The following is a 22,463-nucleotide window of genomic DNA, read 5'->3' as shown; positions in this document are numbered from 1 at the left end:
CCCAGGGATCACCGCGGCACGTCGCGCAGGGCTCTCGGCCCCCGGGAAGCCAGCTCCACGAGGCGCGGGGCCTCGCCGGTCCGCTGGAGCGCATAGCCGATCCCGCGCTGGAGCGTCGCGTGGATCACGAGCCCGCCGAGATCGATGTCGAGGCTCACCAGGGCGCGAGACACCTGCGGGCGAACCCCGGTGATCACCACCTCCGCGCCGAGCAGCCGCAGCGCGGCCGCCGTCTGCAGGAGCGTCGCCGCGACGGCGCTGTCCACGACGCTCACGCCGGTGATGTCCAGGATGACCACCTGCGCCCCCGCGTCCGACACGCCGCGCAGCGCCGTCTCGAGCGCCTGATTCGCGCGCTCCGCGTCGATGGTCCCGATGAGCGGCATGGCCATGATGCGGTCGGTGATCGGGATGAGCGGACACGCCATCTCCGCGAGCCGGTCGCGCTGAATGCGGATGAGATCGTCCTGGAGCTCGGCCCGCGCCTGCTCGACGCGCGCCCGCTCGGCGAGCTCCTCCTCCAGCCGCGCCTTCGCCGCGGAGAGCTCGGCCGTGCGCTCGGCGACCGCCGCCTCGAGCGCGTCCTTGTCGCGGCGGATGACGTCGCTCGTCGCCTGGACGCGCCCGTAGAGCAGCGCGTTCTCCAGCGCGACGGCCGCCTGCGAGGCGATGAGCTCGAGCAGATCGAGGCGGGCGGGGGAGAAAATGTCCGGCGCGGCGTTGTTCTCCAGGTACAGGATCCCCGTCAGGCGCCCCTGACTCACCATGGGCAGGCCGAGCACGGACCTGGGCCTCCGCGCCGCGACATAGCCGTCCCCCGCGAGCCGCGCGTCCTGCGCGGCGTCCCCCACGAGGACGGAGCTCCTCGTCCTCCTGACGATGTCGATCACGCCGGGGGCGACTGCGCCGCTCTCGCCGACGAGCGCCGGCGGGCCCACGCGCACCTCGGCGCCGTCCTCGGCGACGGCCTCGACGCGCAACCCCTCGCCGCGCTCCAGGATCAGCGCGCCCCGCTGCGCGCCGGAGCTCTCGACGGCGAGGCGCAAGAGCCGCACAGCTTCCGCCTCGGAGGTCGAACCACTGCAGAGGTCGGCTCACCGCATTACCGCAGAGGTCGCCTGCATCGCGAGCCCGTACACCGCATCGCCGGCGGCAACCCTTCTTTGGCACCATGGGTTGGGAGATTCGGGCGCTCTCGACATTTCGCGAATTCATGCAATGTCTAGATCCTGGCTGACGGAGCGGCCCCACCGCCTCACGGCGATTGCAATACATAGGAGCGAATCATCCGTGGAACATCGAGCTGTTCTGATCGCGGGTGCGAGCATCGCCGGCCCGGCGCTCGCCTTCTGGCTCGCGCGCCATGGCTTCCGCCCCGTCGTCGTGGAGCGCGCCGGCGCGCTCCGGCTCGGCGGGCAGAACATCGACGTCCAGGGCGCGGCGCGGGACGTCGTGCGCCGCATGGGGATCGAAGGCGACATCCGAGCCGCCAACACGGGGGAGCAGGGGCTCCGCTTCGTCGACGAGCGCGACGTGACCAAGGCCGAGTTCCCCGCGGCGAGCTCGGACGGCGGCGGGTTCACCCAGGAGCTCGAGATCCTTCGCGGCGACCTCGCCCAAATCCTCTACGACCGCACCCGAGACACGACGGAGTATATATTTGGCGATCAGATCACGGGCCTCCGCGACCACGGCGACCGGGTGACGGTCTCCTTCGAGCGCGGCGCCGAGCGCGACTTCGACCTCGTGGTCGCCGCCGACGGCATCCGCTCACGAACCCGCACGCTCATCGTCGGCGATGAGCCCACGATCCGCCCGCTCGGCCTCTACGGCAGCTACTTCACGATCCCCCGTGGAGCGTCCGACAGCGCCTGGGCTCGCTGGTACCACGCCCCCGGCAGCCGATCGATCCTCCTGCGTCCAGACAATATGGGCACCACCCGGGCGTCGCTGTGGTTCCTGTCCCCCACGCGCGGCCATGAGCGGTTGAGCGCCGCCGAGCAAAAGGCGCTCATCGCGCGCGTCTTCGCCGACGCCGGCTGGGAATCGCCGCGGGTGCTCGCCGCGCTGGCCGACGCCGAGGACGTCTACTTCGACGCGGTCAGCCAGGTCATGGCCCCACGCTGGTCGCACGGTCGCGCCGCGCTCGTGGGCGACGCCGCGTACTGCCCGTCGCCGGTCAGCGGCATGGGCGCGACCCTCGCCCTCGTCGGCGCCTACGTGCTCGCGGGAGAGCTGTCGCGGCGCTCCGATCATCGCGACGCCTTCGCGGCCTATGAAAAACGCATGCGCCCCTATGTCGACCTGGCCCAGAAGCTCCCCCCAGGCGTCCCCTGGATCGCGCATCCGAGATCGAGGCTCGGCGTTTCGCTCCTCCACACGGCCCTTCGGCTCGCGTCCAGCCCCCTGTTGCGGCGACGCGAGGGCTGGCTCGTCTCCTCGCCGGCCAGCAAGATCGAGCTCCCCGATTACCCGAACGGAGGCTGAAAGCCGCGTTCGGAGCTGGCGGGGCTCGCTCAGGCGGCGCCGGCTGCCTGGCGCGCGCAGGGCTCCGCGGCGCGACAGCGCGCTCAGGTCTGCTGGCACAGGCTGACACCATGGTCATGCGCGGCGCGCGCGGAGCCCACGAGAACCTCGCGGCGATCGGGCGAGTCGCGGCCGGCACGGCGACTGCACACCGGCACATGCGTCCGCGCACGCCCTTGCGGAGCTGACCCGCGTCGGGCCGCTCGAGGAGGAACTTCGATGCCTTGTTCTCGTTTCGCCGCGTTGACCCTCGCCGTCATGGGAGGGCTGAGCGCTCTCTGTATCTCCCGTCCGAGCGCCGCCTGCTCGCCTCCGCCGGACGGGCGCTATGCGTCCTCGGTCCCGCGCGCCGTGCCGCTCGACGGGGTCATCGTGGCCCGGGTCAACTGCTACTACAACTGTCCGGAGAGCGCGCCCGTGCTCGTGGTCACGGACAAGGACACGGGCGAGGTCCTCACGGGCGCCCAGGAGGAGGTCGCCGACGTGCCCGTGAGCGAGGGCGAGAGCCTGCTCGCCTTTCGCCCCGCGTCCCCGCTCGTCGACGGCCACACCTACCAGGTCACGGTGGAGCAACAGAGCATCGGCGCCGAGATCTGGGAGACCCAGGCCAGCGCCGCAGTCGATATGGAGGTCGGCGCCGTCCCCGTCCAGGCCAACGTCGTCGTCGAGGAGCGCTGGCACGGCGAGACGAGCTGCTGTACCGACGATGGGTGGACCTGCGGTCCTGAAGAGGTCTGCGTGGCCAAGGAGGTGGAGCGTTACGTCAAGGTCTACCTCGATGTGAGCGGCGGGGTGGACCACGGCGTGGGCCAGTACGTGAAGACCTTCACCTTCTCGAGCCCCGACGGGGAGGAGCTCGGCAAGAAGACGGTCTGGGAAGGGTTCCTCGGCGCGTCGTACGACGTCGCGGCCACGGAGTACTGCTACCAGCTCACGTACAGGAGCCTCGTCGACGGCACGACGATCGAGAAGGAGCGCACGTGCGTCCCGCACGGCGACGCGGGCGCGACGGGCGTCTTCCCGGCCGACGCGGCGACCATCGACGAGACCGTCGAGGGGTGCGCTGCTCCGCCCGAGGGCTTCGAGGAGGCCTGGTGCAGCGCGAGGGCGGCGCGCTGCGAGAGGCACCCCAGCGAATGCGCCGAGGACGACGTGAGCTCCTGCGAGGCTCCCGGCCCGGGCGCCGGCGGCGACCCTCCGGAGGGCCCGGACGGCGATCGCGCCAGCGTCGGCTGCTCGGCGAGCGCGGGCCGCGGCGCCTCGTGCGGCTGGGCGCTGCCCGCGATCGGGCTCGCGCTGTCCCTCGCGAGCCGCGCGCGGCGGCGTCGCGACCGCCGCTGAACGATCCGAAGCGCACGTATCCGTCGCTCCGCCCGGCGCCCCACTCCCCGCCTGCCGCACAGCGCAAGCGAATGTATTTTATGTCACCGAGCGACACAGCACAAGATATCGACGTTCAATGGAGTTGCTTCGCGTGCCGACCGTGAGATAATTCTCACACCAAACTTCCTTTCTTACCGTCACCGCAACAAAACGACGGTACGACGATCATCCACGGGGCTTTCTTGCTTTGCCCGAATGGAGACGACGAGATGCGTTCTCTTGCCAAGAAACACCAAAAGAGCGACCTCGCGCTGGGGCGCCGCGTCTTCTTGAAGGCGCTCGGCGCCGGAATCGCGGCGCCGCTCGCCTTCCGGATGAGCAACCTGGCGCTGGCCGAGCCGAGCGCGGCGCCGGTCCGGCTGTTCATCTATTTCGTCCCCCATGGCATGCCCATGGAGTATGCCGAGCCGTACGGCTCACCTGGCGCGGACTTCCTGAAGGGCTCAACGGTCCTGTCGGCGCTCGCGCCCTTCGGGAAATACGTCAATGTCTGCCGCGGGCTCGGCATCAACGGCTTCCGCAACCACGAGGCGGTCGCCGGCGTGCTCACCGGCGTGAAGGACGGCGCGGGGGCCGACTCCGTCGACCATACCATCGCGCAGGCGCTCGGCGTCGAGGCCTACAACCTCGGCGCCAACCCGTATCCGAGGAACCAGGACGGGACGGGGTTCGACAAGAACTCCTACCTGATCAGGCACGGGGGCGTCTGGGTGCGCCCCATCGAGGACCCCGCGGCCGCGGCCGCGGAGATGCTCGGGGCCGTCGGCGGCGGGCAGCAGGGCGGAGGCCCGCAGGCGGCGGACGAGGCGGCCTTCCGCAACGAGGCGCTCGGGCTCACCGAGCGGCAGCTCGAGAAGATGCAGCGCGCGCTCTCGGGCCTCACGCGCGAGCAGAGCAAGCTCGCGGTGCACCTCGAGTCGGTGCGCTCGCTCAAGGCCGCGGCCGACAGGCCGGTCGTGAACGGCTGCAGCGAGCGGCCGGCGCTGCCCGCGCTCGACGCGCTCTCGGGCAAGAGCGTCTTCGAGCAGGAGAACCTGCGGAGGGTCATCGACGCGCACCTCGAGGTCGCCGCGAGCGCGATGGTGTGCGGCACCGCGCGCGTCGTCACGATGCAGAACCTGTGGGTCAACTGCGATCTCCCCATGAGCTTCACCGGCGGCCCCGGGAGCGCGAGCCCCTACCACGGGACGACGTCCCACTCCCGCGAGCCGCCCGGTCGCAAGGAGTTCGCGGCGGTCCAGGGCTGGTTCTTCGCGCGCCTCGCGGAGAAGCTGCTCACCGTCCTCGACCAGCCCGACCCGCTCGATCCCGGCAACACCGTCCTCCACAACTCGCTCGTCTACGTGTGCAGCGAGATCGGCGACGGCGCCGATCACAACTCCGAGGTCCACGACGTCTATCTCGGGAACCAGATCGTCCACTCCTATCTGCCGGCGATCCTGATCGGCAACGCCGGCGGCCGCATCGCGAGCCGCGGCGTCGTCGACGTCGACACCGACCACGTCAACATGCTGGCCACGCTCGGCGATGCCATGGGCGTTTCCATCAAGCAGATCGGCGCGCACGGCGTGCAGCCGATCCAGGAGCTGAAGTCATGAATCGCTGGCAAACGTGGGTGCTCGCCGGAGCGGCGTCATCGCTCCTCGCGTGCGTCGGTGACGCGGGCGGGGACGACCCCGAGAAGGGCCCTGTCGTCGACGGCAGCTCGTGCGAGCAGGCGCAGGTCGGCGCTCCGGTGCTGCGGCGGCTCTCCGTGCTGGAGCTGGAGAACAGCCTCCGCGACATCTTCCCCGAGCTCGGCGCGGCGGCGTGGTCGGGCGTCCGGCTGGGCACGGACCCGACGTCGGAGCTCGGCTTCACCAACGACGCCCAGGCCCTGCAGGTCGGCGTCCAGACCGCGAAGGAGCTGCTGGGCACGGCGGAGGACGTCGCCGACATCGTGACCGCCGAGGCCAGGCTGGCCACCTCGCTCCCGTGCGCGGCGACGCAGCCTGGCCCCGAGTGCGCCGCCGAGTTCGTCACCCGGTACGGGCTGCGGCTGTTCCGCCGGCCGGTGAGCGAGGAGGAGAAGGGCGAGCTCCTGGCGCTCCACGCCTCGGTGAGCGGGAAGTCCGATTTCCGCGTCGGGCTCAAGTGGACGCTGGTCTCCATGATCCAGTCGCCCCATGCGTTCTACCGCTCGGAGATCGGCACCCCGAACGGCGGCCGCTACGAGCTGTCCCAGCACGAGCTCGCGACGGCGCTCGCCTACGACTACACGGGCACGACGCCCACGCCCGAGCTGCTCGACAAGGCGGCGCGCGGGGAGCTCGGCTCGCCGGAGGCGCTCGTCGAGGAGGCGCGCGCGCTCCTCCGCTCGCCGCGCGGCCACGAGGCGATGAGCCGCTTCCTGCAGCAGTGGCTCAGCTACGGGAAGGTGAACGGTATCGCGAAGGAGAACCTCCCCGACTTCAGCACCTATGGGGGCTTCATGCAGGAAGAGACACGCCTCTTCCTCGAGGAGGTCCTCTACACCCGCGGCGCCGGCGTGGCCGAGCTCTTGACCGCGCCCTACACCTTCCTCAACGACCGGCTCTCGACGTTCTACGGGTACGGCAACGTCGCCGGCGCGGCCTTCCAGCGCGTGGATCGGCCGGCGGAGTGGGGCGTCGGGCTGCTCGCCCAGGGCTCCATCCTCGCGGGGAACTCGCGCATGGACGGCTCATCGCCGACCCACCGCGGACTGCTCGTCTTCGAGCGGCTCCTCTGCGGCGACGTCCCCCCGCCGCCGGAGAACATCCCGGCGATCACCAAGCCCGATCCGGGGAAGACGACGACGCGCGCGCGCTACGAGGAGATTCACATCTCCGCCGAAGCCTGCAATGGGTGCCACGCGTCGTTCGATCCGGCGGGCTTCGCGCTCGAGCATTTCGACGAGACGGGGCGCTACCGCGCCGACGAGGGCGGCCTCGCCATCGACGACTCGGGCTACGTCGCCGTCGCGGGCGAGAAGCGGCCTGTCGTCGGCGCAACGGGCCTGGCCGAGACGCTCGCCGCCTCGCCCGAGGTGACCGAGTGCGTGAGCAAGCTCGGAGCGGCCTATGCCTACGGCGGGGCGCTCGGGGCCGAGTGCGCCATCAGCGAGGTCCAGCAGGGCCTCATGAACGGGCAGATCGGCCTCGTCGAGTACTTCGCCCAGCTCGCGGGCACCGAGCACATGCGCGCCCGCGTCCGCCGGGAGTAGCCCGCGCGGAGCGGGCCCGCGCCGTGACGGCACGGACACGGGCCTCGGGCTATGCTGGCGCGACGCCAGCACGAGAGCTCATGACCAGCGCCACCCTCACGACCGCCTCAGCGCCGATGGGCCCCGGCGCGCCCGCCCTGCGCCCTTACCAGCGCGCCGCCATCGACGCGGTCCTCGCGGCCCGCAGGCGCGGCGTCCGACGCATGGTCGTGTGCCTCCCCACCGGCGCTGGCAAGACCGTCGTCTTCTCCCATCTCGCCCGCCTCGCCAGGCGACAGGTCCTCGTCCTCGCCCACCGCGAAGAGCTCCTCTTCCAGGCCAAGGACAAGATCGAGCGCGCCCTCGGCGGGCAGGCCACGGTCGCCGTCGAGCAGGGCGAGCTCCGCGCCTCGGCGGACGCGCGCGTCATCGTCTGTTCGATACGCTCCCTCCACGAGAAGCGGCTCGAGCAGGTCACCCGTGGCCGCGATATCGGCCTCGTGATCTACGACGAATGCCACCACGCCCCCGCCGAGGACAACCGCCGCGTCCTCCGCCAGCTCGGCGCCTTCGACCCCGCGTGGACCGGCACCCTCCTCGGGTTCACCGCGACGACGGCCCGCGGCGACGGCAAAGGCCTCGACGACGTCTTCGAGGCGATCGTCTACAGCCGCACGCTCCCCGAGATGATCGCGGACGGCTACCTTGCCCCCCTCACCGGCTATCGCGTCGCCACCGCCACGGACCTCTCCCGCCTCGACGCGGGCGGCCTCGACTTCGCCACGGACGAGCTCGAGGAGGCCGTCGACCTGGAGGAGCGCAACGCGCTCGTCGCCCGATCCATTCAAGAGCTCGCCCGCGACCGGCGCACCATCGCGTTCTGCGTCACCGTGGCGCACGCCAGGAATCTCTCCAAGGCGCTCAACCACCTCGGCGTCCGGGCCGCCTACGTCCACGGCGACATGCCGTCCGACCTCCGCGGCCGGATCCTCGCCGATTTCCGGGAAGAGCGCGTCCAGGTGCTCACCAACGTCGCTGTCCTCACCGAGGGCTTCGACGACCCTGGCGTCTCCTGCGTCGCGATGGCCCGCCCCACCCGCTCGGAGGGGCTCTATGCCCAGTGCGTCGGGCGCGGCACCCGCCTCCATCCGGGCAAGAAGGATTGCCTCATCCTCGATTTCGTCGACCTCTCCTCGCTGAAGCTGTGCACGCTCCCCTCGCTCTTCGGCATGCCTCGCGACCTCGATCTCGAGGGCAGGGACGCCGCCGAGGCGAGCCGCTTCTACCGGCAGGTGACCTTCGATTACCCGGGGTTCGAGGTCGAGGCGGGCCGCATCACGCTGCGCGAGATCCAGGAGCGCGCCGCGCGCTTCGATCCCCTGAGCCTGCGCGTCGACCCCGAGGTGCTGGCCATCTCGCGCAATGCGTGGGTGTCGCTCGGCCGCTTCGGCCTCGCGCTCCATTTCGAGAGGAAGCCCGGAGCGATCAGCGAGGTCGCCGTCCTCGCCCGCGGCGGTCGCGGGAAGCGGTGGCACGTCCTGCTGGATGGCAAGCTCGTCGAGCGCTTCTCGACCCTCGAGGAGGCGGTGGCCGCCGTCGATTACGAGGTCGCGCGCCGCGGCCCCGCGGCCGGGGCCTCGGCGCGCCACGACGCGCCATGGCGCAGGGGAAAGCCCCCGGTGCCATTGCCCGCCGAGCCCCCGAGGGGCCATCCCCCGCCGAGCACCATGGAACAGGCCATGATACTAGCGGTGTGGGCGAGGGTCACCGCGCCGCGCGAGGGGCGATGAGCCGCTCGCCCCGGCGCGACGGGGTCGGCGGCGACGCGGCGGGGCGAGCCCTCGACGGACCCGCGCGCCACGTCTGCGCTTTCCAGCGTCGGGCCGCCCGGCTGGCCGGAGGTCAGCCGCGGTTCCGGCGCCGTCGCATCGCCAGGGCGGAGAGCCCCACGACGAGCGCCGCGGCCCACGAGCTCGCCGTGGCGCCGGCCCCGGCGACGGCGACCCCGCAACCTCCGTCGGAGGACCCCTCGTCCGGCGTCGTTCCGCCGCCCGCACCTCCCTCGCCCGGTGCGCCGCTGCCCACGGAGGAGGTGGCGGCCGGCGCCTCCCCGCCCGCGCCGCCCGCGGAGGAGGAGGTCGTCGTCCCCGCCCCGCCCGCGCCGCCCGCGGAGGAGGAGGTCGCCGTCTCCGCCCCGCCCGCGCCGCTCGCGGAGGAGGAGGAGGTCGTCGTCCCCGCCCCGCCCGCGCCGCCCCCGCCCGCGCCGGTGCCTGGCCCGGTGTCCTCATCGCGGGGCACAGCTCCGGTGAACCCGGTCTGGCCCTCCCGTGTCAGCGACAGCACCAGCGTGCCGTCCTTCACCGTCACGTTCCGCGGGTCGAAGTCCACGCGGTTACCGTCGAACGTCCAGTCCGCTTTGCCCCATCGCCCGCTGTCCACGGAGTCGAAATCGTCCTGCCACGCGAGCTCGAAGCTTCCATTGTTGTAACGATAGTACTTGATCCAGTTGACGAACTGGTGCTGCGGGAGGACGGAATCGTCGAACGGTCCGACCCACTCGGTGGCATCGGAGGACCACAGGTTGAAGCGCAAGGACTGGGGGTTCGTCAGGGCGGCCACCTGCGCGCCCGTCGCCTTCCGGATCTGCACCCCGTCGATGCTCCAGGAGACGTAGTCCGGCGTCCACTCCAGCGTGTAGGTGTGATAGGCGTCCGCGAGGGAGGCGGCCGCCGTGTGGACCTGCTCCGACGTCACCCTCGTGCCCATGCCGGTGATGATGTTGGACTGCCAGCTCCGGGCGTTGTCCTTTCCGAAGACCTCGATATCGATCTCCTCCCAGAACGCGCCGGACATCTCGGAGCCGTCCTTGTAGGTGAAGAAGGTCGACAGGATGCCGCTCCCGCGCGCCATGCGCATGCGCACCTCGATACGACCGTGGAGCTGGCCCTGGGTCGTGTAGAGCTCTCCTCCCTTGTAAGGCTTCGCGACCGCGGTCGAGCTCACCGCGAGCGCCAGCGAGGCAGCAGCGAGCATCGCACCCACACGGAATTTCATAAGCATGGTGGAACCTCCATGAGAACGCTAACATAAGCCGGTTATGTGGGGGAAGCTGGCGCCTTGGCCGTGGTCCGTGCTAAGGTAGGCCCGCCACAGGAGCTCCCCAGTCACCGCGTCGAGCGCGACCAAGCGGCCGCGTAACGCACAGCACGGATATCCGTCGTCCACCGCGGAGAGCGCCTCTCGCGAGGAGACGCCCGCGTACACGCGGCCGCCGTCGGCAACATGCGCGAGGACACGCGCTTCGCCGCGGCGGGCTGCGACACGGTCCGGTGGTCGAGGCGGTGTTCCCGCGCTCGCCCAAGCTGCATGACGTGCTCGAGCAGTTCTACCCCGGCGCCTCGTCATGGCCACCGCCGCGGCGGCATCCAGGCGCTGACACCGCGCCGCCCAGGACCGTCGACCCAGGAGCCGCCGGCGAGGGGTGAATGACAGTTCGTTAAAACATCTTACTATCGCGGCGATGTCCTGCGCCGCGCGAGGCGACGCGCGCAGTTGCCGTGGAGATTCAAAAAGCACAGCGATAGTAAAGAAATTGGATGAACGAGTGAGTCATTGGAGGACAAAAGTGTTCGCGATCGATCCGTGGCGTGTGCCTGACCGGGCGGGCTCTGGTACGTTCTCCTCTCGTCGCTGTCGCGTCGCAGCGTCGTGAACCCGTGCCGGCGTCGACCCCTGTGGTCGGCGCTCGCATCAATTCGTGCCTTTCTTCGGACGCGGCGTGGAGGAGACGGTGAACCCCGAGCAACACACGCATCGCTTTCCTTTCGAGCTCACCGGCTCACGATTCAGGTACGCGGCTCCGCTCTTGCTCGCGCTCGTCGCGGCGTGCAACGGCCAGATCGGCGGGCCCGGTGAGGACACGGGGCCCGGCCCCGGGAGCGGCGGCGTGGGCGCGCCCGAGGGCGGCCAGCCCCCGGAGGACGTGCTGGCCTCGCCCTTCTGCCAGACGCCGCAGCCCGGCGCGGCGCCGCTCCGCCGCCTCAGCAACGACGAGTACACGAACACGCTGAAGGATCTCTTCGCCGGCGTCCCGGGCGTGGCCTCCACCATCGACGCGGCGGTCGCCACGTTCCCGAACGAGCCCGAGTCGCTCGGCTTCCGCAACAACGCGGGCTTCTTGACCGTCGGCTCGCTCGTCGCGCAGAAGTACCTCGACGCCGCGGAGCAGATCGCCGCCGTCGCGGCCAAGGCGCCGGGCCTGGTCTCCTGCGATCCGGCGGCGCTCGGTGAGCTCGAGTGCGCGCGCGACTTCATCCGCACCTTCGGCGCCAGGGCGTACCGGAGGCCGCTCACCGAGGCCGAGGTCCAGAGCTACGAGGAGCGCTTCACCGCGGGCGCGGACGGGTACACCTTCCAGGACGGCATCGAGTGGGTCGTCTTCAGCATGCTGCAGTCGCCCAACGTGCTCTACCGCGTCGAGCTCGGGAAGGAGAGCGCGGGGGACGTCACCGAGCCCACGCCGTACGAGATGGCCTCGCGGCTCTCGTACCTGCTCTGGCAATCGCAGCCCGACGAGGAGCTCGCGCGCGCCGCGGCCGCGGACGAGCTCGGCACGCCGGACCAGATCGAGGCCCAGGTGCGGCGCATGCTGGCCGATCCAAAGGCCGATCGCCTGTTCGAGTACTTCGACCAGTGGCTCGACATCGACCTGCTGAGCGGCATGACCCGCGATCCCGCGGTGTATCCGGACCTCGTGTCCGGCCTGCCCGCCCTGCTGCAAGAGGAGACGCGCACCTTCGTGATGAGCGTGTTCGCGGACCCGGGCGGCTCGTTCGGCGAGCTCCTCACCGCCGACCACAGCTTCGTGAACGGCGCGCTCGCGCGGCACTACGGCGTGGATGGGGTGAGCGGCGACGACTTCGTCAGGGTCGACATGCCCGGCCGCTCGGGCGTGCTGACCCAGGGCATGCTGCTCACGCGCGACAAGGCGACGCGCACCTCCATCGTCCGGCGCGGCCTCAAGGTGCGCACCGATCTCCTGTGCGGGCTCGTGCCGGCGCCGCCCAACGACGTGCAGCTCGATCTCGAGGGGCTCGGAGAGGGGCTCTCGCAGCGCGAGCGCCTCGAGCGCCACCGCACCGATCCGAGCTGCGCGGGGTGCCACCAGATGATGGATCCCATCGGCGTGGTGTTCGAGTCGTTCGACGCCGTGGGCCGCTTCCGCACCACGGACGAGGGCGGCAAGCCGGTCGACACCTCCAGCACCATCGCGTACACGCGCGACGTCAACGGCCCCGTGGCGAACGCCGCCGAGCTGGGCCAGCGCCTCGCAGAGAGCGAGGAGGCGCGCGCCTGCTACGTGCTGCAGAACTTCCGCTTCTTCTACGGCCGCGACCGGACCGACGCCGATCGCTGCTCGATGGCGGCGCTCTCGGTCGCCTTCCAGGAGAGCGGCTACAGCCTGTCCGAGCTCGTCGTCGCGCTCACGCGAACGGACGCCTTCCGCTACCGCCCCGTGATCCACCCGGAGAGACCATGAAACCGCTGAGCCGCCGTACCTTCCTGCGTGGCGCATCCGGAGTTGCGCTCGCGCTCCCGTTCCTCGATGCCATGCGGTCGAGCCGCGCGCGCGCCCAGCCGGCGCAGTCCCCGCGTCGCATCATGTTCGTCTTCCAGGCGAACGGCGACGAGACGGCGAAGCGCTTCAGCGCCGCCGGCGAGACGAGCTTCGAGCTCGGCGAGTTCCTCTCCCCGCTCGAGCCGTACCGCGAGGATCTCGTCTTCCTCAACAACCTGCACAAGCGCTTCTACGATCTGCCGGAGGACGCGCGGGCCGACAACCACCAGCAGGGCGGCAGCTCGCTCGCGCCGTGGAAGTCCGGCACCGGGTCGTTCCCGATCGGCGGCACCGAGAGCACCATCGGTTACGTGGAGGGGCCGAGCGCCGACCACGCGATCGGCGGCCGCGTGCTGGAAGCCGACGAGCGCGTCGCGCACCGGCACCTCGTGTTCCGCGTCGGGGACAAGTGGAACGACATCTGGAACACGCATTCTCACGCGGGGCCCGTGGGCAAGCAGACCCCGATCCCGCCGGAGACCGACCCGTACGCGGCCTACGCCCGCATCTTCGCCTTCACGTCCGACGACCAGGCCGCGCAGCAGGAGGTGCTGAGGCGCCTGGCGAAGCGGCAGTCGGCCCTCGATCTGGTGCGCGAGGAGGGCAACTCCCTGCTCACCCGGCTCGGCGCCGAGGACCGCGCCAAGATCCAGCAGCACCTCGAGTCGATCCGCGACGTCGAGCGCGCGCTCCAGACCGGCAACGGCGCGGCCGCGTGCGTGCAGACCCCGCTCGGCGAGAAGCTCAACCCCTACGCCGACGACAACCACGCGATCATCGGCGAGCTGTTCTTCAAGATCAGCGCCCTGGCGTTCGCCTGCGATCTGACGCGCGTGGTGAACTTCAACTGGAGCGGCAACACCAGCAATCGGGTCTACTCGAACCTGGGCCTCAGCGAGGGGCACCACGACATCTCGCACAACAGCGACGCCGCCGCGTTCGCCGACATCCGCAAGATCCACAAGCACCTCTGGCAGCAGAACACGAAGCTCTACGAGATCTTGAAGAGCACGAGCGACGGCGACGGCACGCTCTGGGATCACACGCTCGTCGTGCACTGGAACGAGCTCGGGCAGGGCGACACCCACAGCATCGAGGACAGCCTGGTCGTCCTCGCGGGCAAGGCGCACGACCACTTCCGGCGCGGGCGGCTGCTCGACTTCAAGGGCAAACGCTCCTTCGCCGACATGCTCGTGAGCTGCTTCCACTACATGGGCTTCGACGACATGACGAGCTTCGGCGAGGGCGTGCTGAACACCGGGGGCGCCCTGCCGCTCACCTGAGCAGGGGGAGGAGTCATCCGGGGCGGCGCGTCTTCACCGGCGCCTTCTTCGCCGGCGCCTTCTTCACCGCCGCCTTCTTCACCGCCGCCTTCTTCGCCGGCGCCTCGACCCGCTTTCGCCGCTCGCCCGGCACCTTCCCGATGCGCGGATCGCCCGCCCGGATGAGCGCGCACGCGCGCAGGGCGGCCTCCTCGAAATCGGGCGCGTCCGCCGGGAGCACCTGCCAGCCCGTCACCGCGCGCCCGAGCACCGCGATGCTCCGCATGTTCGGGAACTCCGCGCGCAAGGCGGCGTGGTGCTCCTCCGTCGTGGCGAGCCAGACGCCGTTGTCCTGCAACGGCGCGGGCTTGTCGCGCAGGGCGAAGACGATCTTGTCCTCGACATAGACCGCCACGCAGCCGAACATCGGCCGCGTCTCGGGCCCCAGCGGGGCCAGCGCCTCGAGCACGAACTCGTGCGGTACCGGCTTGCGCCTCCTCGCGGCGAACACCTCGTCCGCCGGCGCAGCTCGGCCGCTCCTGCTGGGCTTGATCATGGCGACCAGGATAGACGAAAGCGGCGGCCGCCCGCGCGCGGAAGCGCCTTCGTGATCGATGGCGAACGCGCGGCGAGCCCTGGGAGACGGCGTGCGCACCATCTCCTCTCACGAGCAATCATCCCCGGCTCCTTGACAAACGGAACATCGTTCCGTATTGATCTCGGCAGAAACGGAACGATGTTCCGTCTAGCTCAACCAAGACCCTCCTGCGCAACCGCGATCCTGCGGACTTGCGAGCGGGGAAGCCCACGGAGAGAGCCCATGCCCCTGAATCACTACGTCACCCTCGGCCGCTCAGGCCTCCGCGTCAGCCCCTTCTGCCTGGGCGCGATGACGTTCGGCGAAGACCTCGGCCCCGGCTTCGGCTCGAGCGTGAAGGAGTCGGAGCAGATCATCGACCGGTACCTCGAGCTCGGCGGCAACTTCATCGACACCGCCAACTTCTACATGCGCGGCCACTCCGAGAAGATCATCGGCGACCACCTGGCGCACGACCGGGAGAAGCGCGACCGGGTGGTCATCGCCACGAAGTTCAGCGGCAACCTCTACCCGGGCGACCCCAACGGCGGCGGCGCGAACCGAAAGGCGATCGTCGCGGCCTGCGAGCAGTCCCTGCGCCGCCTGCGCACCGATTACATCGACCTCTACTACCTGCACATCTGGGACAAGCACACGCCCATCGAGGAGACCGCCGCCGCGATGCACGACCTCGTGCAGGCGGGGAAGGTCCGCTATCTCGGCATCTCGGATGCTCCGGCGTGGAAGGTCGCGCAGGCGCAGCTGCTCGCGCAGTTCCGCGGGTGGACGCCGTTCATCGCGCTGCAGATCGAGTACTCGCTCGCCGAGCGCACCGTCGAGGGTGAGCTCATCCCCATGGCGCGGGAGCTGGGGCTGGGCGTCGTGCCGTGGTCGCCGCTGGCGAGCGGTCGGCTGAGCGGGAAGTACACCCGGGAGAACGCCGGCAAGGTGACCGGAGGCCGCGCCGCCATGGTCGCCGGACGGGTGCAGGAGAGGGACTACGAGATCGTCGATGTGCTCGCCCGCATCGCCAAGGAGCTGGACACCACGGTGCCCCGCGTGGCCCTGGCCTGGGTGCGCTCGCAGCCCGGCGTGGGGTCGACCATCATCGGAGGACGCACCATCGCGCACATCGAGGACAATTTGCAGGCGCTCGAGGTGACGCTGACGGCCGAGCAGGTCGCGGCGCTCGATGCGGCCTCCGCGCCGCAGCTGCCGTTCCCCATCCCTTTTCTGCGGCACGCGCCGGCGGTCTACGGCGGCGGGACCACGATCAACGGTGAGGCGTCGCAGCTCTCGCCGATCCTGCCGCAACGGCGCGGCGATCACTACTGAGCCGCTCCACGCGCAGGCCGGACCTCGGGAGTCGACCGTCGCGCGCGATCACGCGCGCGGCGCCCGGCGCGCCGCCGGCCAGAGCCGGACGAGGAGCGCGCCGGCCGCCGTCGACGAGGCGAGCGCCGTCACCGCGAGCCAGCCCCACTGGGCGAGGAGCGCGCTGCCCAGCGCGGCGCCGAGGGCCATGCCGACGAACATGCCGACGAAGAGCACGGCGTTGAGGCGGCTGCGCGCGCCGGGCTCGATGCCGTAAACGATGGTCTGATGCGCCACGAGCGCGGCCTGGATGCCGAAGTCGAAGGCGACGGCGCTGGCGCCGAGCAGCCACAGCCGCCCGTGCGCCGACAGCAAGGGCGACAGCGCCATGGCGGCGAAGGCCACGACCGAGAGCGCGGCGCCCATGCGCGTCACCCGCTCGGGCCCGCGGCGGTCGGCGATGCGGCCGGCCAGCGGGGCCGCCACCGCGCCGGCCGCGCCGGCCAGGCCGAAGGCCCCCGCCGCCGCGCTGCCGAGGTGGAACGGCGCGCCGTGCAGCATCACGGCGAGCGTGGACCAGAACGCGCTGAACCCCACCGCCAGCAGCCCCTGGGCCAGCGCCGCGCGCCGCAAGGCGCCGTGGCGCTTCCACAGCTCGGCCAAGGAGCCGAGCAGCGCGGCGTAGCTCAGCTGCGTGGTCGGCTGAAAGCGCGGCAGGCCGCGCCACATCGCCGCGCCCAGCAGGGCGATGCTGGCCGCGGCGGCGACGAACACCGTGCGCCAGCCGAAATGCTCCGCCACGAAGCCGCTGACCACGCGGGACAGCAGGATGCCCAGCAGCAGGCCGGTCATGACGGTGCCGACGACCTTGCCGCGGTCCGCCTCGGGGGCGAGCGCCGCGGCGGCGGGCACGATGTCCTGCGCCAGGGTCGCGGTCAGGCCGGTGATCAGGCTGGCGACCAGCAGCGCGCCGATGCCGTGAGCGGCGCCGCCGAGCAGCAGCGCGGCCGCCAGCACGGCCGCCTTGGCCAGGATGATGCGCCGCCGATCGTAGCGGTCGCCGAGCGGCGCAAGCAGCAGGATGCCCAGCGCATAGCCCAGCTGGGCCAGCGTGGGCACGAGGCCGAGCGCGCGGCCGCCCGCGCCGAGGTCGGCCCCGAGCACGCCGAGCATGGGCTGGCTGTAGTAGAGCGAGGCCGCGGCCAGGCCCGCCCCGGTGGCCAGCAGCAGCACCAGGGCGGCGGGCAGGGGCGCCGCGGACGCGGCGGGCGCCGGCTGGAGCGCAGGGGTTGTATGCGTCAGCGGAATGGCTTGCATGGTGCACGCAGTATGGGAAGCGTCGTTCCGGCGCTGTAGTGGCGTGGGACGCACGATGGTTATACGCTCGACGCATGACCAGGCCGGCGCCGCCCTCCCCCTCGTCGATGGACCGCGTCGCCTTGCTGCAGACGTTCGTCAGGATCGTCGAGGCAGGGAGCCTGTCGGCCGCGGCCACCCAGCTGGGGACGACGCAGCCCACCGTGAGCCGCCGCCTGCAGGCGCTGGAGCGCTCGCTGGGCCTGCCGCTGCTGCAGCGCTCCACGCACACGATGAAGCTGACCGAGGACGGCGAGCGCTGCTTCGAGCGGGCCAAGGCGCTGCTGGCGAGCCTGGAGGCGCTCGAGTCGGACCTGCGGGGCGACCGCGACCAGCCCGACGGGACGCTGCGCGTGGTCGTGCCGCACGCCTTTGGCCAGCACCAGCTGGTCAAGCCGCTCGCCGACTACCTGCGCCGCTACCCGCGCGTCTCGGTCGAGTGGCTGCTGCGCGACGGACAGCCGAGCTTCATCGCCGACGGCATCGACTGCGCGATCCTGGTCGGCGCGGTGGCCGATCCGGCGGTGGTGGCGATCCGCCTGGCCGAGGTGCCGCGCATCGTGGCCGCCGCGCCCTCGGTGCTGGGGCGGGCCGCGCCGCCGGACCATCCATCGGCGCTGGCCGACATGCCTTGGCTCTCGCTGCGCACGTATTACCGCGACACGATCGCGCTGACCCACGCGTCGGGCGGCGAACGGATCGAGCTCGCGATCCGCCCGCGCATGAGCACCGACAGCCTGTACGCCCTGCACAGCGCCGCGCTGATGGGCCTCGGCGTCTGCGTGTCCTCGTCCTGGCTGGTCGCCGACGACCTGGCAGCGCGGCGGCTCGTGCACCTCGCGCCGGCGTGGCAGGCGGATCCGCTGCCCGTCTACCTGGTCTACCCCCACGCGCGCTTCTATCCGGCCCGGCTGCGGCGCTTCATCGAGGCGATGCGGGCGTCCGTGCCGGCGGTGGTCGACGGCGCGGCGGCCCGGCGCGGCTGATCGGCCCGGCCCGCGCGGCGGTCGATGCGTCGTGGCGATGCACGACCCCGCGGGGTAGTCTCCGGTCCGGTCACGGCGATCGCGGAGCGTGGACCGCATGCCGAAACGTCACGAGATCTGAGCGGACTACGACGCGGAGACCTCCACTCCTTGATGCCCTCATTGACCTCACTCTGGTATCGCGTCCTCGCGGCTCTCGGCGTTCACAGGAGCACCGGAGACGTCGCGTTCGAGGAGGACCGCGTCATCTTGCGGGATCTCGAGCGCGCGAAGGTGTTCCCGCAGGAGCCGAGGGAGCCGGGCCGCAGGGAGATGGCGGCATGCGAGCGGTGCGACGGGCCGCTCCGTAAGGTCGTGTTCACGACCGCGGGCGGCGGTGATCAGGTCGAGATCTGGCGACGGTACCCGCTGGCCGTCGATGGATGGATGTGCCGGCGGTGCGGGTGGTCGGCGATGCCGCGGTTCATCAGCGCCGAGGAGTCGGTGGAGTACGGGCGGGTGGCGGCCGAGCACGCGTCGACTGGGCAGTTCGACGACGCGGAGTTCTGGCTCCGACGAATCATCGGCTCATGGCCTGGCTACGCGCCTGGCTATGCCGATCTGGGCCAGCTCTCGTCTGCGCGCGCCGAGGCGGCCACCGGCCCGGAAGCGAAGGCGCGCCACCGGTCCGAGGCCGAGGGCTGGCTCCGGCGCGCGGTAGACGCCGACCCCGACCGCCGCCTCGCAGGGGTGCGCGTCCCTCTGGCGCGAGCCCTCGCGCTCACCGGCAAGGAGCGCGAGGCGTTCGAGGTGCTGGACGGGCTGCTCGGCGACCCGGCGCTTCCAGCGTCGGTCCGCGCCGAAGCGGAGGCGCTCGCGGCCGATCTCCGCGACGGGAGGGCACTCTTCACCCGGGCTGCCGAGATGAGCGGACACCTCGCGCTCGAACCGCGGTCGAAGCCGCTGGCGGCGGCGGATCGAGACGCGCTGGAGCGAGCCCGGGCGCTGCTCCGGCAGGCCGCCGAGCGCAAGGGCGCGTTCGCGAACCTCTGGTTGCTCGGCAAGGTCGAGATGCGGCTCGGCGAGCTGGACGCGGCGCTCGCCGCCCTGCAGCACGCGCACGCGATCGATCCCGAGCAGGCGGACGGATGCCGCGAGCTCGGCGCCGTCTACCTGGAGCTCGATCGCGCGCGCGACGCCCTGCCGATCGCCCGGCGCGCGATCGAGCTTCGGCCCGAGGACGCCGGACTGCGCTGCAACCTGGCCGTGATCCTCCTGCTGACAGGAGACGTCGAGGGCGCGCTCGCCGAGGCGAACGCTGCGCTGTCCCTGGATCCCACCGACGCGATCACGCGCGGCGTGCTCGAGCTGATCGACGACGTCGTCACCGGTCGCCGCCAGCGACCGCGCTCGCTCGCGGAAGCAGAAGGCCGAAAGCGGTGAGGTGGCTGGTCCTGCCGCGTCGCAGAACACCGGCACATGAACACCTCCTCGCCGAGCGCGACCGGGCAGCGCGCGACGCATGCATTCGCGTCCGATAGGCTGCTGAGCGGCTGCGGACCGCGCACGAGGCGCGCAGCGCGCGCGTGCAACAAACGAGCAGAATCATTCCAACCCATTGGCAGGAGGTCCAGCCTGCCGGAGGCGACGCTGCACGTTGCTCTCCGGGCGCCCCCGCCGGCGTTCCGACAGCGCGCGAAGGAGGAGAGAGCATGGCATCGAGAGCGAAGAGGATCCTGGTCATCGGCAAGAGGGCCGATGTCCTCGAGCGGGGCGTGGCAGGGCTGAACCAGCAGGGGCACTCGGCCGTCGGCACGTTGAGCGAGTCGCCGGACGCGGAGTTCCACGCCGGCGACTTCGACCTCATCACCATCGGCGGCGGCGTGGACGCCGCCACCCGGGCGCGCCTCCACGCGCGCTTCAAGGAGCAGAACAAGGACGTGATGGTGCTGGACGTGTACGCCCCGATCGCGGGCCAGCAGATCGCCTGGGCGCTCAGGAGATCTTCCGTCGAGGGAGAGCTCGGGAGCGCCTTCTCGGTGACGGAGGGCGCGGGCGCGTTCGTCGCGCGCGCGACGATCGAGCGCGCCTGCGCGCTGCGCCTCGAGATTTACAGCTACCCCGGCGCCGCCCTGGCGCCGAAGATCGCGCGCATCGTCGACACCTCGGTTATCCCGGGGACGCACGAGTTCAGGCTCGAGGAGGAGCTCGCGCGCAACGGGTTCATGGCGGTGCTGACCTTGAACGGCGAGGAACACCACCTGCACCGCCTGCAGCAGCGCCTGGGCTGAGCCGCGCGGCGCGGTCGAGGGCGCGGCGGCACAGCGCTGTGCGACACGACCCCCGAATCGCTTCCAAGGCTTGACATGCTGACACAAGAGCCGAGGTCAGCGCCCTCGGCGGGCCGATGAAATCCATCAGCACTCGAGTCTTTCAACCGCATTCCGAAGGATGGCCACGCGTCGGTGGATTGGCGTTGACACCGACCATGTGAACGCTCACATTGGGCCGCGGTAGCATTCCTTTACTTTGTTCCCGCAGGCCGGCTGCGGTGTGACAGCGGTCGCGGCCACGAGCCCCGACACGCGCTCGCACATCTTCAGCATCGCCTCGGCTCCATGCCGCGTGTGGTCATCGACACAGGCATCGTGTGGCGGCTGCTCGACGGCGAAACCTTGCAGTTCGGCCGCTCCGGCCCTGGAGAACCTTCATGCGCATCACCTCTTTGCTTAGCTGCATCTCCGCCTCTGTCGCGTGCTGCTCGCTCGCGTGCGTCTCCGTGCCTTCTGAGCCTTCTGACCACGAAGACAGCGAGTCCCTGGACTCCGGGTTGAAGAGCCCGGACGGCACGATGGAGGCGGATCTCGCGCTGCAATCGCAGTGGGGAAGCGGGTACTGCGCGGACGTTACGGTGAAGAACACGAGCGCCAGCCCGGTCACCTCCTGGGGGGTCGTCGTCGGGCTCAACGGCTCGACGCTTGGCAACGCGTGGAACGCGCGCGTCACCGCGTCGGGCGGGCAGCTCCACGCCGCCAATGAGAACTACAACGGGACGCTGGGTCCAGGCGCCTCGGCGACGTGGGGGTTCTGCGCCAACGGCACCGGGAAGCCGGCGCTCGCGTCGGTGAGCGCCAGCGGGGGCTCGGGCGCCAGCGCGAGCGCCTCCTCGAGCAGCAGCTCGAGCGCGTCCGCGAGCTCCTCGGCGAGCAGCGGCACAGGGTCGGGCGGAGGCGGGGGCGCCGGCGGCGGCGGCGCTGGGTCGGGCGGATCCACGAGCACCGGCGCCGGCGCAGGGGGCGGCGGCGGCGCGGGGGGCAGCACGGGCTCTGGCTGCGGCGTGCCCACGAGCTTCGAATGGACGGCTTCGCCCCCGCTGATCACGCCGCCGAGCGGCTCCGTGTCTATCAAGGACCCGACCGTCCTCTACCACGACGGCAAGTGGCACGTGTACGCGACGCACTACGCCGGCGGCTACAACATGACGTATCTGAACTTCACCGACTGGGACCAGGCCGGGTCGGCGCCGAAGACGCTCTTGAGCACCAACCGCAACCTGACCGGCTACAAGTGCGCCCCGCAGCTCTTCTATTTCTCGCCGCAGAAGCTGTGGTACCTCGTCTACCAGACACAGCCGCCTGCCTACTCGACCAGCACGAACCCGAGCGACGTCAGGTCCTGGTCGGCGCCGAAGACGTTCATCGCGAGGGAGCCCGCGATCGTCACCGAGAACAAGGGCTCGGGCACATGGATCGATTTCTGGGTGATCTGCGACGATGCAAATTGCTACTTGTTCTTCTCGGATGACAACGGGCATCTCTATCGGAGCCAGACCAGCAAGTCGAGCTTCCCGAACGGCTTCGGCACGCCGGTCATCGCCCTGAGCGACTCCAGGTTCGCCTTGTTCGAGGCCGCCAACGTCTACAAGATCAAGGGCAGCAACAAGTACCTCCTGATCCACGAGGCCATCGGCGATGGCCGGTATTTCCGCTCCTGGACGGCGGACAGGCTCGACGGGGCGTGGACGCCGCTCGCGGCCACGCAGGCCAACCCCTTCGCGGGGAAGGCCAACGTCACCGGCGCCGGCTGGTCGAACGACGGGATCAGCCACGGCGAGATGCTCCGCGACAACCCCGACGAGACGATGACGATCGACACGTGCAACATGCGATATCTCTTCCAGGGCCGCACCCGGGCCGGGAGCAGCTACGACCTGAACGAGTACAGCCTCGGGTTGCTCACGGCCGTGCCGTGAGCGCGGATG

At 70.9% G+C, this 22,463-nt stretch carries 17 protein-coding genes; 12 read left to right on the top strand and 5 right to left on the bottom strand.

Features of this window, described 5'->3' with window-relative positions:
- Positions 1-8: 8 nt before the first annotated feature.
- Positions 9-1,055 carry an STAS domain-containing protein gene (locus NQZ70_RS49190; protein WP_129580404.1) on the bottom strand — a complete coding sequence of 349 codons (1,047 nt, stop codon included), beginning with the start codon at positions 1,053-1,055 and terminating at the stop codon, positions 9-11.
- Positions 1,056-1,290: 235 nt separating this feature from the next.
- Between NQZ70_RS49190 and NQZ70_RS49185 the strand changes: the two genes are divergently transcribed.
- From NQZ70_RS49185 to NQZ70_RS49165, 5 genes are all read left to right on the top strand, one after another.
- Entirely contained in the window at positions 1,291-2,487 is a 1,197-nt protein-coding gene (locus NQZ70_RS49185; RefSeq protein ID WP_129580403.1) for an FAD-dependent monooxygenase, read from the top strand.
- 258 nt (positions 2,488-2,745) lie between these two features.
- On the top strand, positions 2,746-3,867 hold the full coding sequence (locus tag NQZ70_RS49180; protein WP_129580402.1) for a hypothetical protein: 1,122 nt from the start codon (positions 2,746-2,748) through the stop codon (positions 3,865-3,867).
- A gap of 251 nt (positions 3,868-4,118) precedes the next feature.
- Positions 4,119-5,507 carry a DUF1552 domain-containing protein gene (locus NQZ70_RS49175; protein WP_237244750.1) on the top strand — a complete coding sequence of 463 codons (1,389 nt, stop codon included), beginning with the start codon at positions 4,119-4,121 and terminating at the stop codon, positions 5,505-5,507.
- Positions 5,504-7,132, top strand: a complete 1,629-nt coding sequence (locus NQZ70_RS49170) for a DUF1592 domain-containing protein (RefSeq protein WP_129580401.1) — start codon at positions 5,504-5,506, stop codon at positions 7,130-7,132. Before NQZ70_RS49175 ends, NQZ70_RS49170 begins: the two co-directional genes overlap by 4 nt.
- 80 nt (positions 7,133-7,212) lie before the next feature.
- A complete protein-coding gene (locus tag NQZ70_RS49165) occupies positions 7,213-8,901 on the top strand; it encodes a DEAD/DEAH box helicase (RefSeq protein WP_129580400.1) in 1,689 nt (562 codons plus the stop codon).
- Between the two features lie 112 nt (positions 8,902-9,013).
- Here the strand turns inward: NQZ70_RS49165 and NQZ70_RS49160 are convergent, their stop codons facing one another.
- Positions 9,014-10,171 carry a family 16 glycosylhydrolase gene (locus NQZ70_RS49160; protein WP_237244749.1) on the bottom strand — a complete coding sequence of 386 codons (1,158 nt, stop codon included), beginning with the start codon at positions 10,169-10,171 and terminating at the stop codon, positions 9,014-9,016.
- Between the two features lie 21 nt (positions 10,172-10,192).
- Positions 10,193-10,516 (bottom strand): PQQ-binding-like beta-propeller repeat protein, encoded by a 324-nt coding sequence (locus NQZ70_RS53650; RefSeq protein ID WP_129580399.1) that lies wholly within the window; start codon positions 10,514-10,516, stop codon positions 10,193-10,195.
- Between the two features lie 352 nt (positions 10,517-10,868).
- Between NQZ70_RS53650 and NQZ70_RS49155 the strand changes: the two genes are divergently transcribed.
- Together NQZ70_RS49155 and NQZ70_RS49150 are read left to right on the top strand one after the other, a co-directional pair.
- Positions 10,869-12,650 (top strand): DUF1592 domain-containing protein, encoded by a 1,782-nt coding sequence (locus NQZ70_RS49155; RefSeq protein WP_237244748.1) that lies wholly within the window; start codon positions 10,869-10,871, stop codon positions 12,648-12,650.
- On the top strand, positions 12,647-14,011 hold the full coding sequence (locus NQZ70_RS49150) for a DUF1552 domain-containing protein (RefSeq protein WP_129580398.1): 1,365 nt from the start codon (positions 12,647-12,649) through the stop codon (positions 14,009-14,011). Before NQZ70_RS49155 ends, NQZ70_RS49150 begins: the two co-directional genes overlap by 4 nt.
- 13 nt (positions 14,012-14,024) lie before the next feature.
- Here the strand turns inward: NQZ70_RS49150 and NQZ70_RS49145 are convergent, their stop codons facing one another.
- Complete coding sequence (locus NQZ70_RS49145) at positions 14,025-14,546, bottom strand: hypothetical protein (protein ID WP_129580397.1); 522 nt, start codon at positions 14,544-14,546, stop codon at positions 14,025-14,027.
- Positions 14,547-14,810: 264 nt separating this feature from the next.
- Between NQZ70_RS49145 and NQZ70_RS49140 the strand changes: the two genes are divergently transcribed.
- Positions 14,811-15,902, top strand: coding sequence for an aldo/keto reductase (locus tag NQZ70_RS49140; RefSeq protein WP_129580396.1), 1,092 nt, complete (start codon positions 14,811-14,813; stop codon positions 15,900-15,902).
- A gap of 48 nt (positions 15,903-15,950) precedes the next feature.
- On the opposite strand, the gene NQZ70_RS49135 is transcribed toward NQZ70_RS49140, so the two are convergent.
- Positions 15,951-17,198 carry an MFS transporter gene (locus tag NQZ70_RS49135; protein ID WP_129580395.1) on the bottom strand — a complete coding sequence of 416 codons (1,248 nt, stop codon included), beginning with the start codon at positions 17,196-17,198 and terminating at the stop codon, positions 15,951-15,953.
- 74 nt (positions 17,199-17,272) lie between these two features.
- On the opposite strand from NQZ70_RS49135, the gene NQZ70_RS49130 reads away from it, so the two are divergent.
- The 4 genes from NQZ70_RS49130 to NQZ70_RS49115 all read left to right on the top strand — a co-directional run bounded on the left by NQZ70_RS49130 (position 17,273) and on the right by NQZ70_RS49115 (position 22,454).
- Entirely contained in the window at positions 17,273-18,223 is a 951-nt protein-coding gene (locus tag NQZ70_RS49130) for a LysR family transcriptional regulator (RefSeq protein WP_275938190.1), read from the top strand.
- A gap of 162 nt (positions 18,224-18,385) precedes the next feature.
- Complete coding sequence (locus tag NQZ70_RS49125; protein WP_207217670.1) at positions 18,386-19,645, top strand: hypothetical protein; 1,260 nt, start codon at positions 18,386-18,388, stop codon at positions 19,643-19,645.
- Between the two features lie 269 nt (positions 19,646-19,914).
- The gene (locus NQZ70_RS49120) at positions 19,915-20,493 is read left to right on the top strand and encodes a hypothetical protein (protein ID WP_129580392.1); all 579 of its coding nucleotides are present in this window, start codon (positions 19,915-19,917) and stop codon (positions 20,491-20,493) included.
- A 419-nt stretch (positions 20,494-20,912) separates the two neighbouring features.
- Positions 20,913-22,454 (top strand): non-reducing end alpha-L-arabinofuranosidase family hydrolase, encoded by a 1,542-nt coding sequence (locus NQZ70_RS49115; RefSeq protein ID WP_129580391.1) that lies wholly within the window; start codon positions 20,913-20,915, stop codon positions 22,452-22,454.
- The last annotated feature ends 9 nt before the right edge of the window (positions 22,455-22,463 follow it).

This window comes from Sorangium sp. So ce836, from assembly GCF_028553905.1.
Taxonomy (GTDB): Bacteria; Myxococcota_A; Polyangia; order Polyangiales; family Polyangiaceae; genus Sorangium; species Sorangium cellulosum_D.
The sequence above is the reverse complement of the archived record's forward strand: the minus strand, read 5'-3'. Positions and strand labels throughout refer to the sequence as shown.

Coding starts and splice junctions, on each gene's coding strand:
- NQZ70_RS49120 (WP_129580392.1), top strand. CDS start 19,915: ATGGCATCGAGAGCGAAGAGGATCCTGGTCATCGGCAAGAGGGCCGAT.
- NQZ70_RS49115 (WP_129580391.1), top strand. CDS start 20,913: ATGCGCATCACCTCTTTGCTTAGCTGCATCTCCGCCTCTGTCGCGTGC.
- NQZ70_RS49145 (WP_129580397.1), bottom strand. CDS start 14,546: ATGATCAAGCCCAGCAGGAGCGGCCGAGCTGCGCCGGCGGACGAGGTG.
- NQZ70_RS49165 (WP_129580400.1), top strand. CDS start 7,213: ATGACCAGCGCCACCCTCACGACCGCCTCAGCGCCGATGGGCCCCGGC.
- NQZ70_RS49175 (WP_237244750.1), top strand. CDS start 4,119: ATGCGTTCTCTTGCCAAGAAACACCAAAAGAGCGACCTCGCGCTGGGG.
- NQZ70_RS49150 (WP_129580398.1), top strand. CDS start 12,647: ATGAAACCGCTGAGCCGCCGTACCTTCCTGCGTGGCGCATCCGGAGTT.
- NQZ70_RS49135 (WP_129580395.1), bottom strand. CDS start 17,198: ATGCAAGCCATTCCGCTGACGCATACAACCCCTGCGCTCCAGCCGGCG.
- NQZ70_RS49130 (WP_275938190.1), top strand. CDS start 17,273: ATGACCAGGCCGGCGCCGCCCTCCCCCTCGTCGATGGACCGCGTCGCC.
- NQZ70_RS53650 (WP_129580399.1), bottom strand. CDS start 10,516: ATGACGAGGCGCCGGGGTAGAACTGCTCGAGCACGTCATGCAGCTTGG.
- NQZ70_RS49140 (WP_129580396.1), top strand. CDS start 14,811: ATGCCCCTGAATCACTACGTCACCCTCGGCCGCTCAGGCCTCCGCGTC.
- NQZ70_RS49160 (WP_237244749.1), bottom strand. CDS start 10,171: ATGCTTATGAAATTCCGTGTGGGTGCGATGCTCGCTGCTGCCTCGCTG.
- NQZ70_RS49170 (WP_129580401.1), top strand. CDS start 5,504: ATGAATCGCTGGCAAACGTGGGTGCTCGCCGGAGCGGCGTCATCGCTC.
- NQZ70_RS49180 (WP_129580402.1), top strand. CDS start 2,746: ATGCCTTGTTCTCGTTTCGCCGCGTTGACCCTCGCCGTCATGGGAGGG.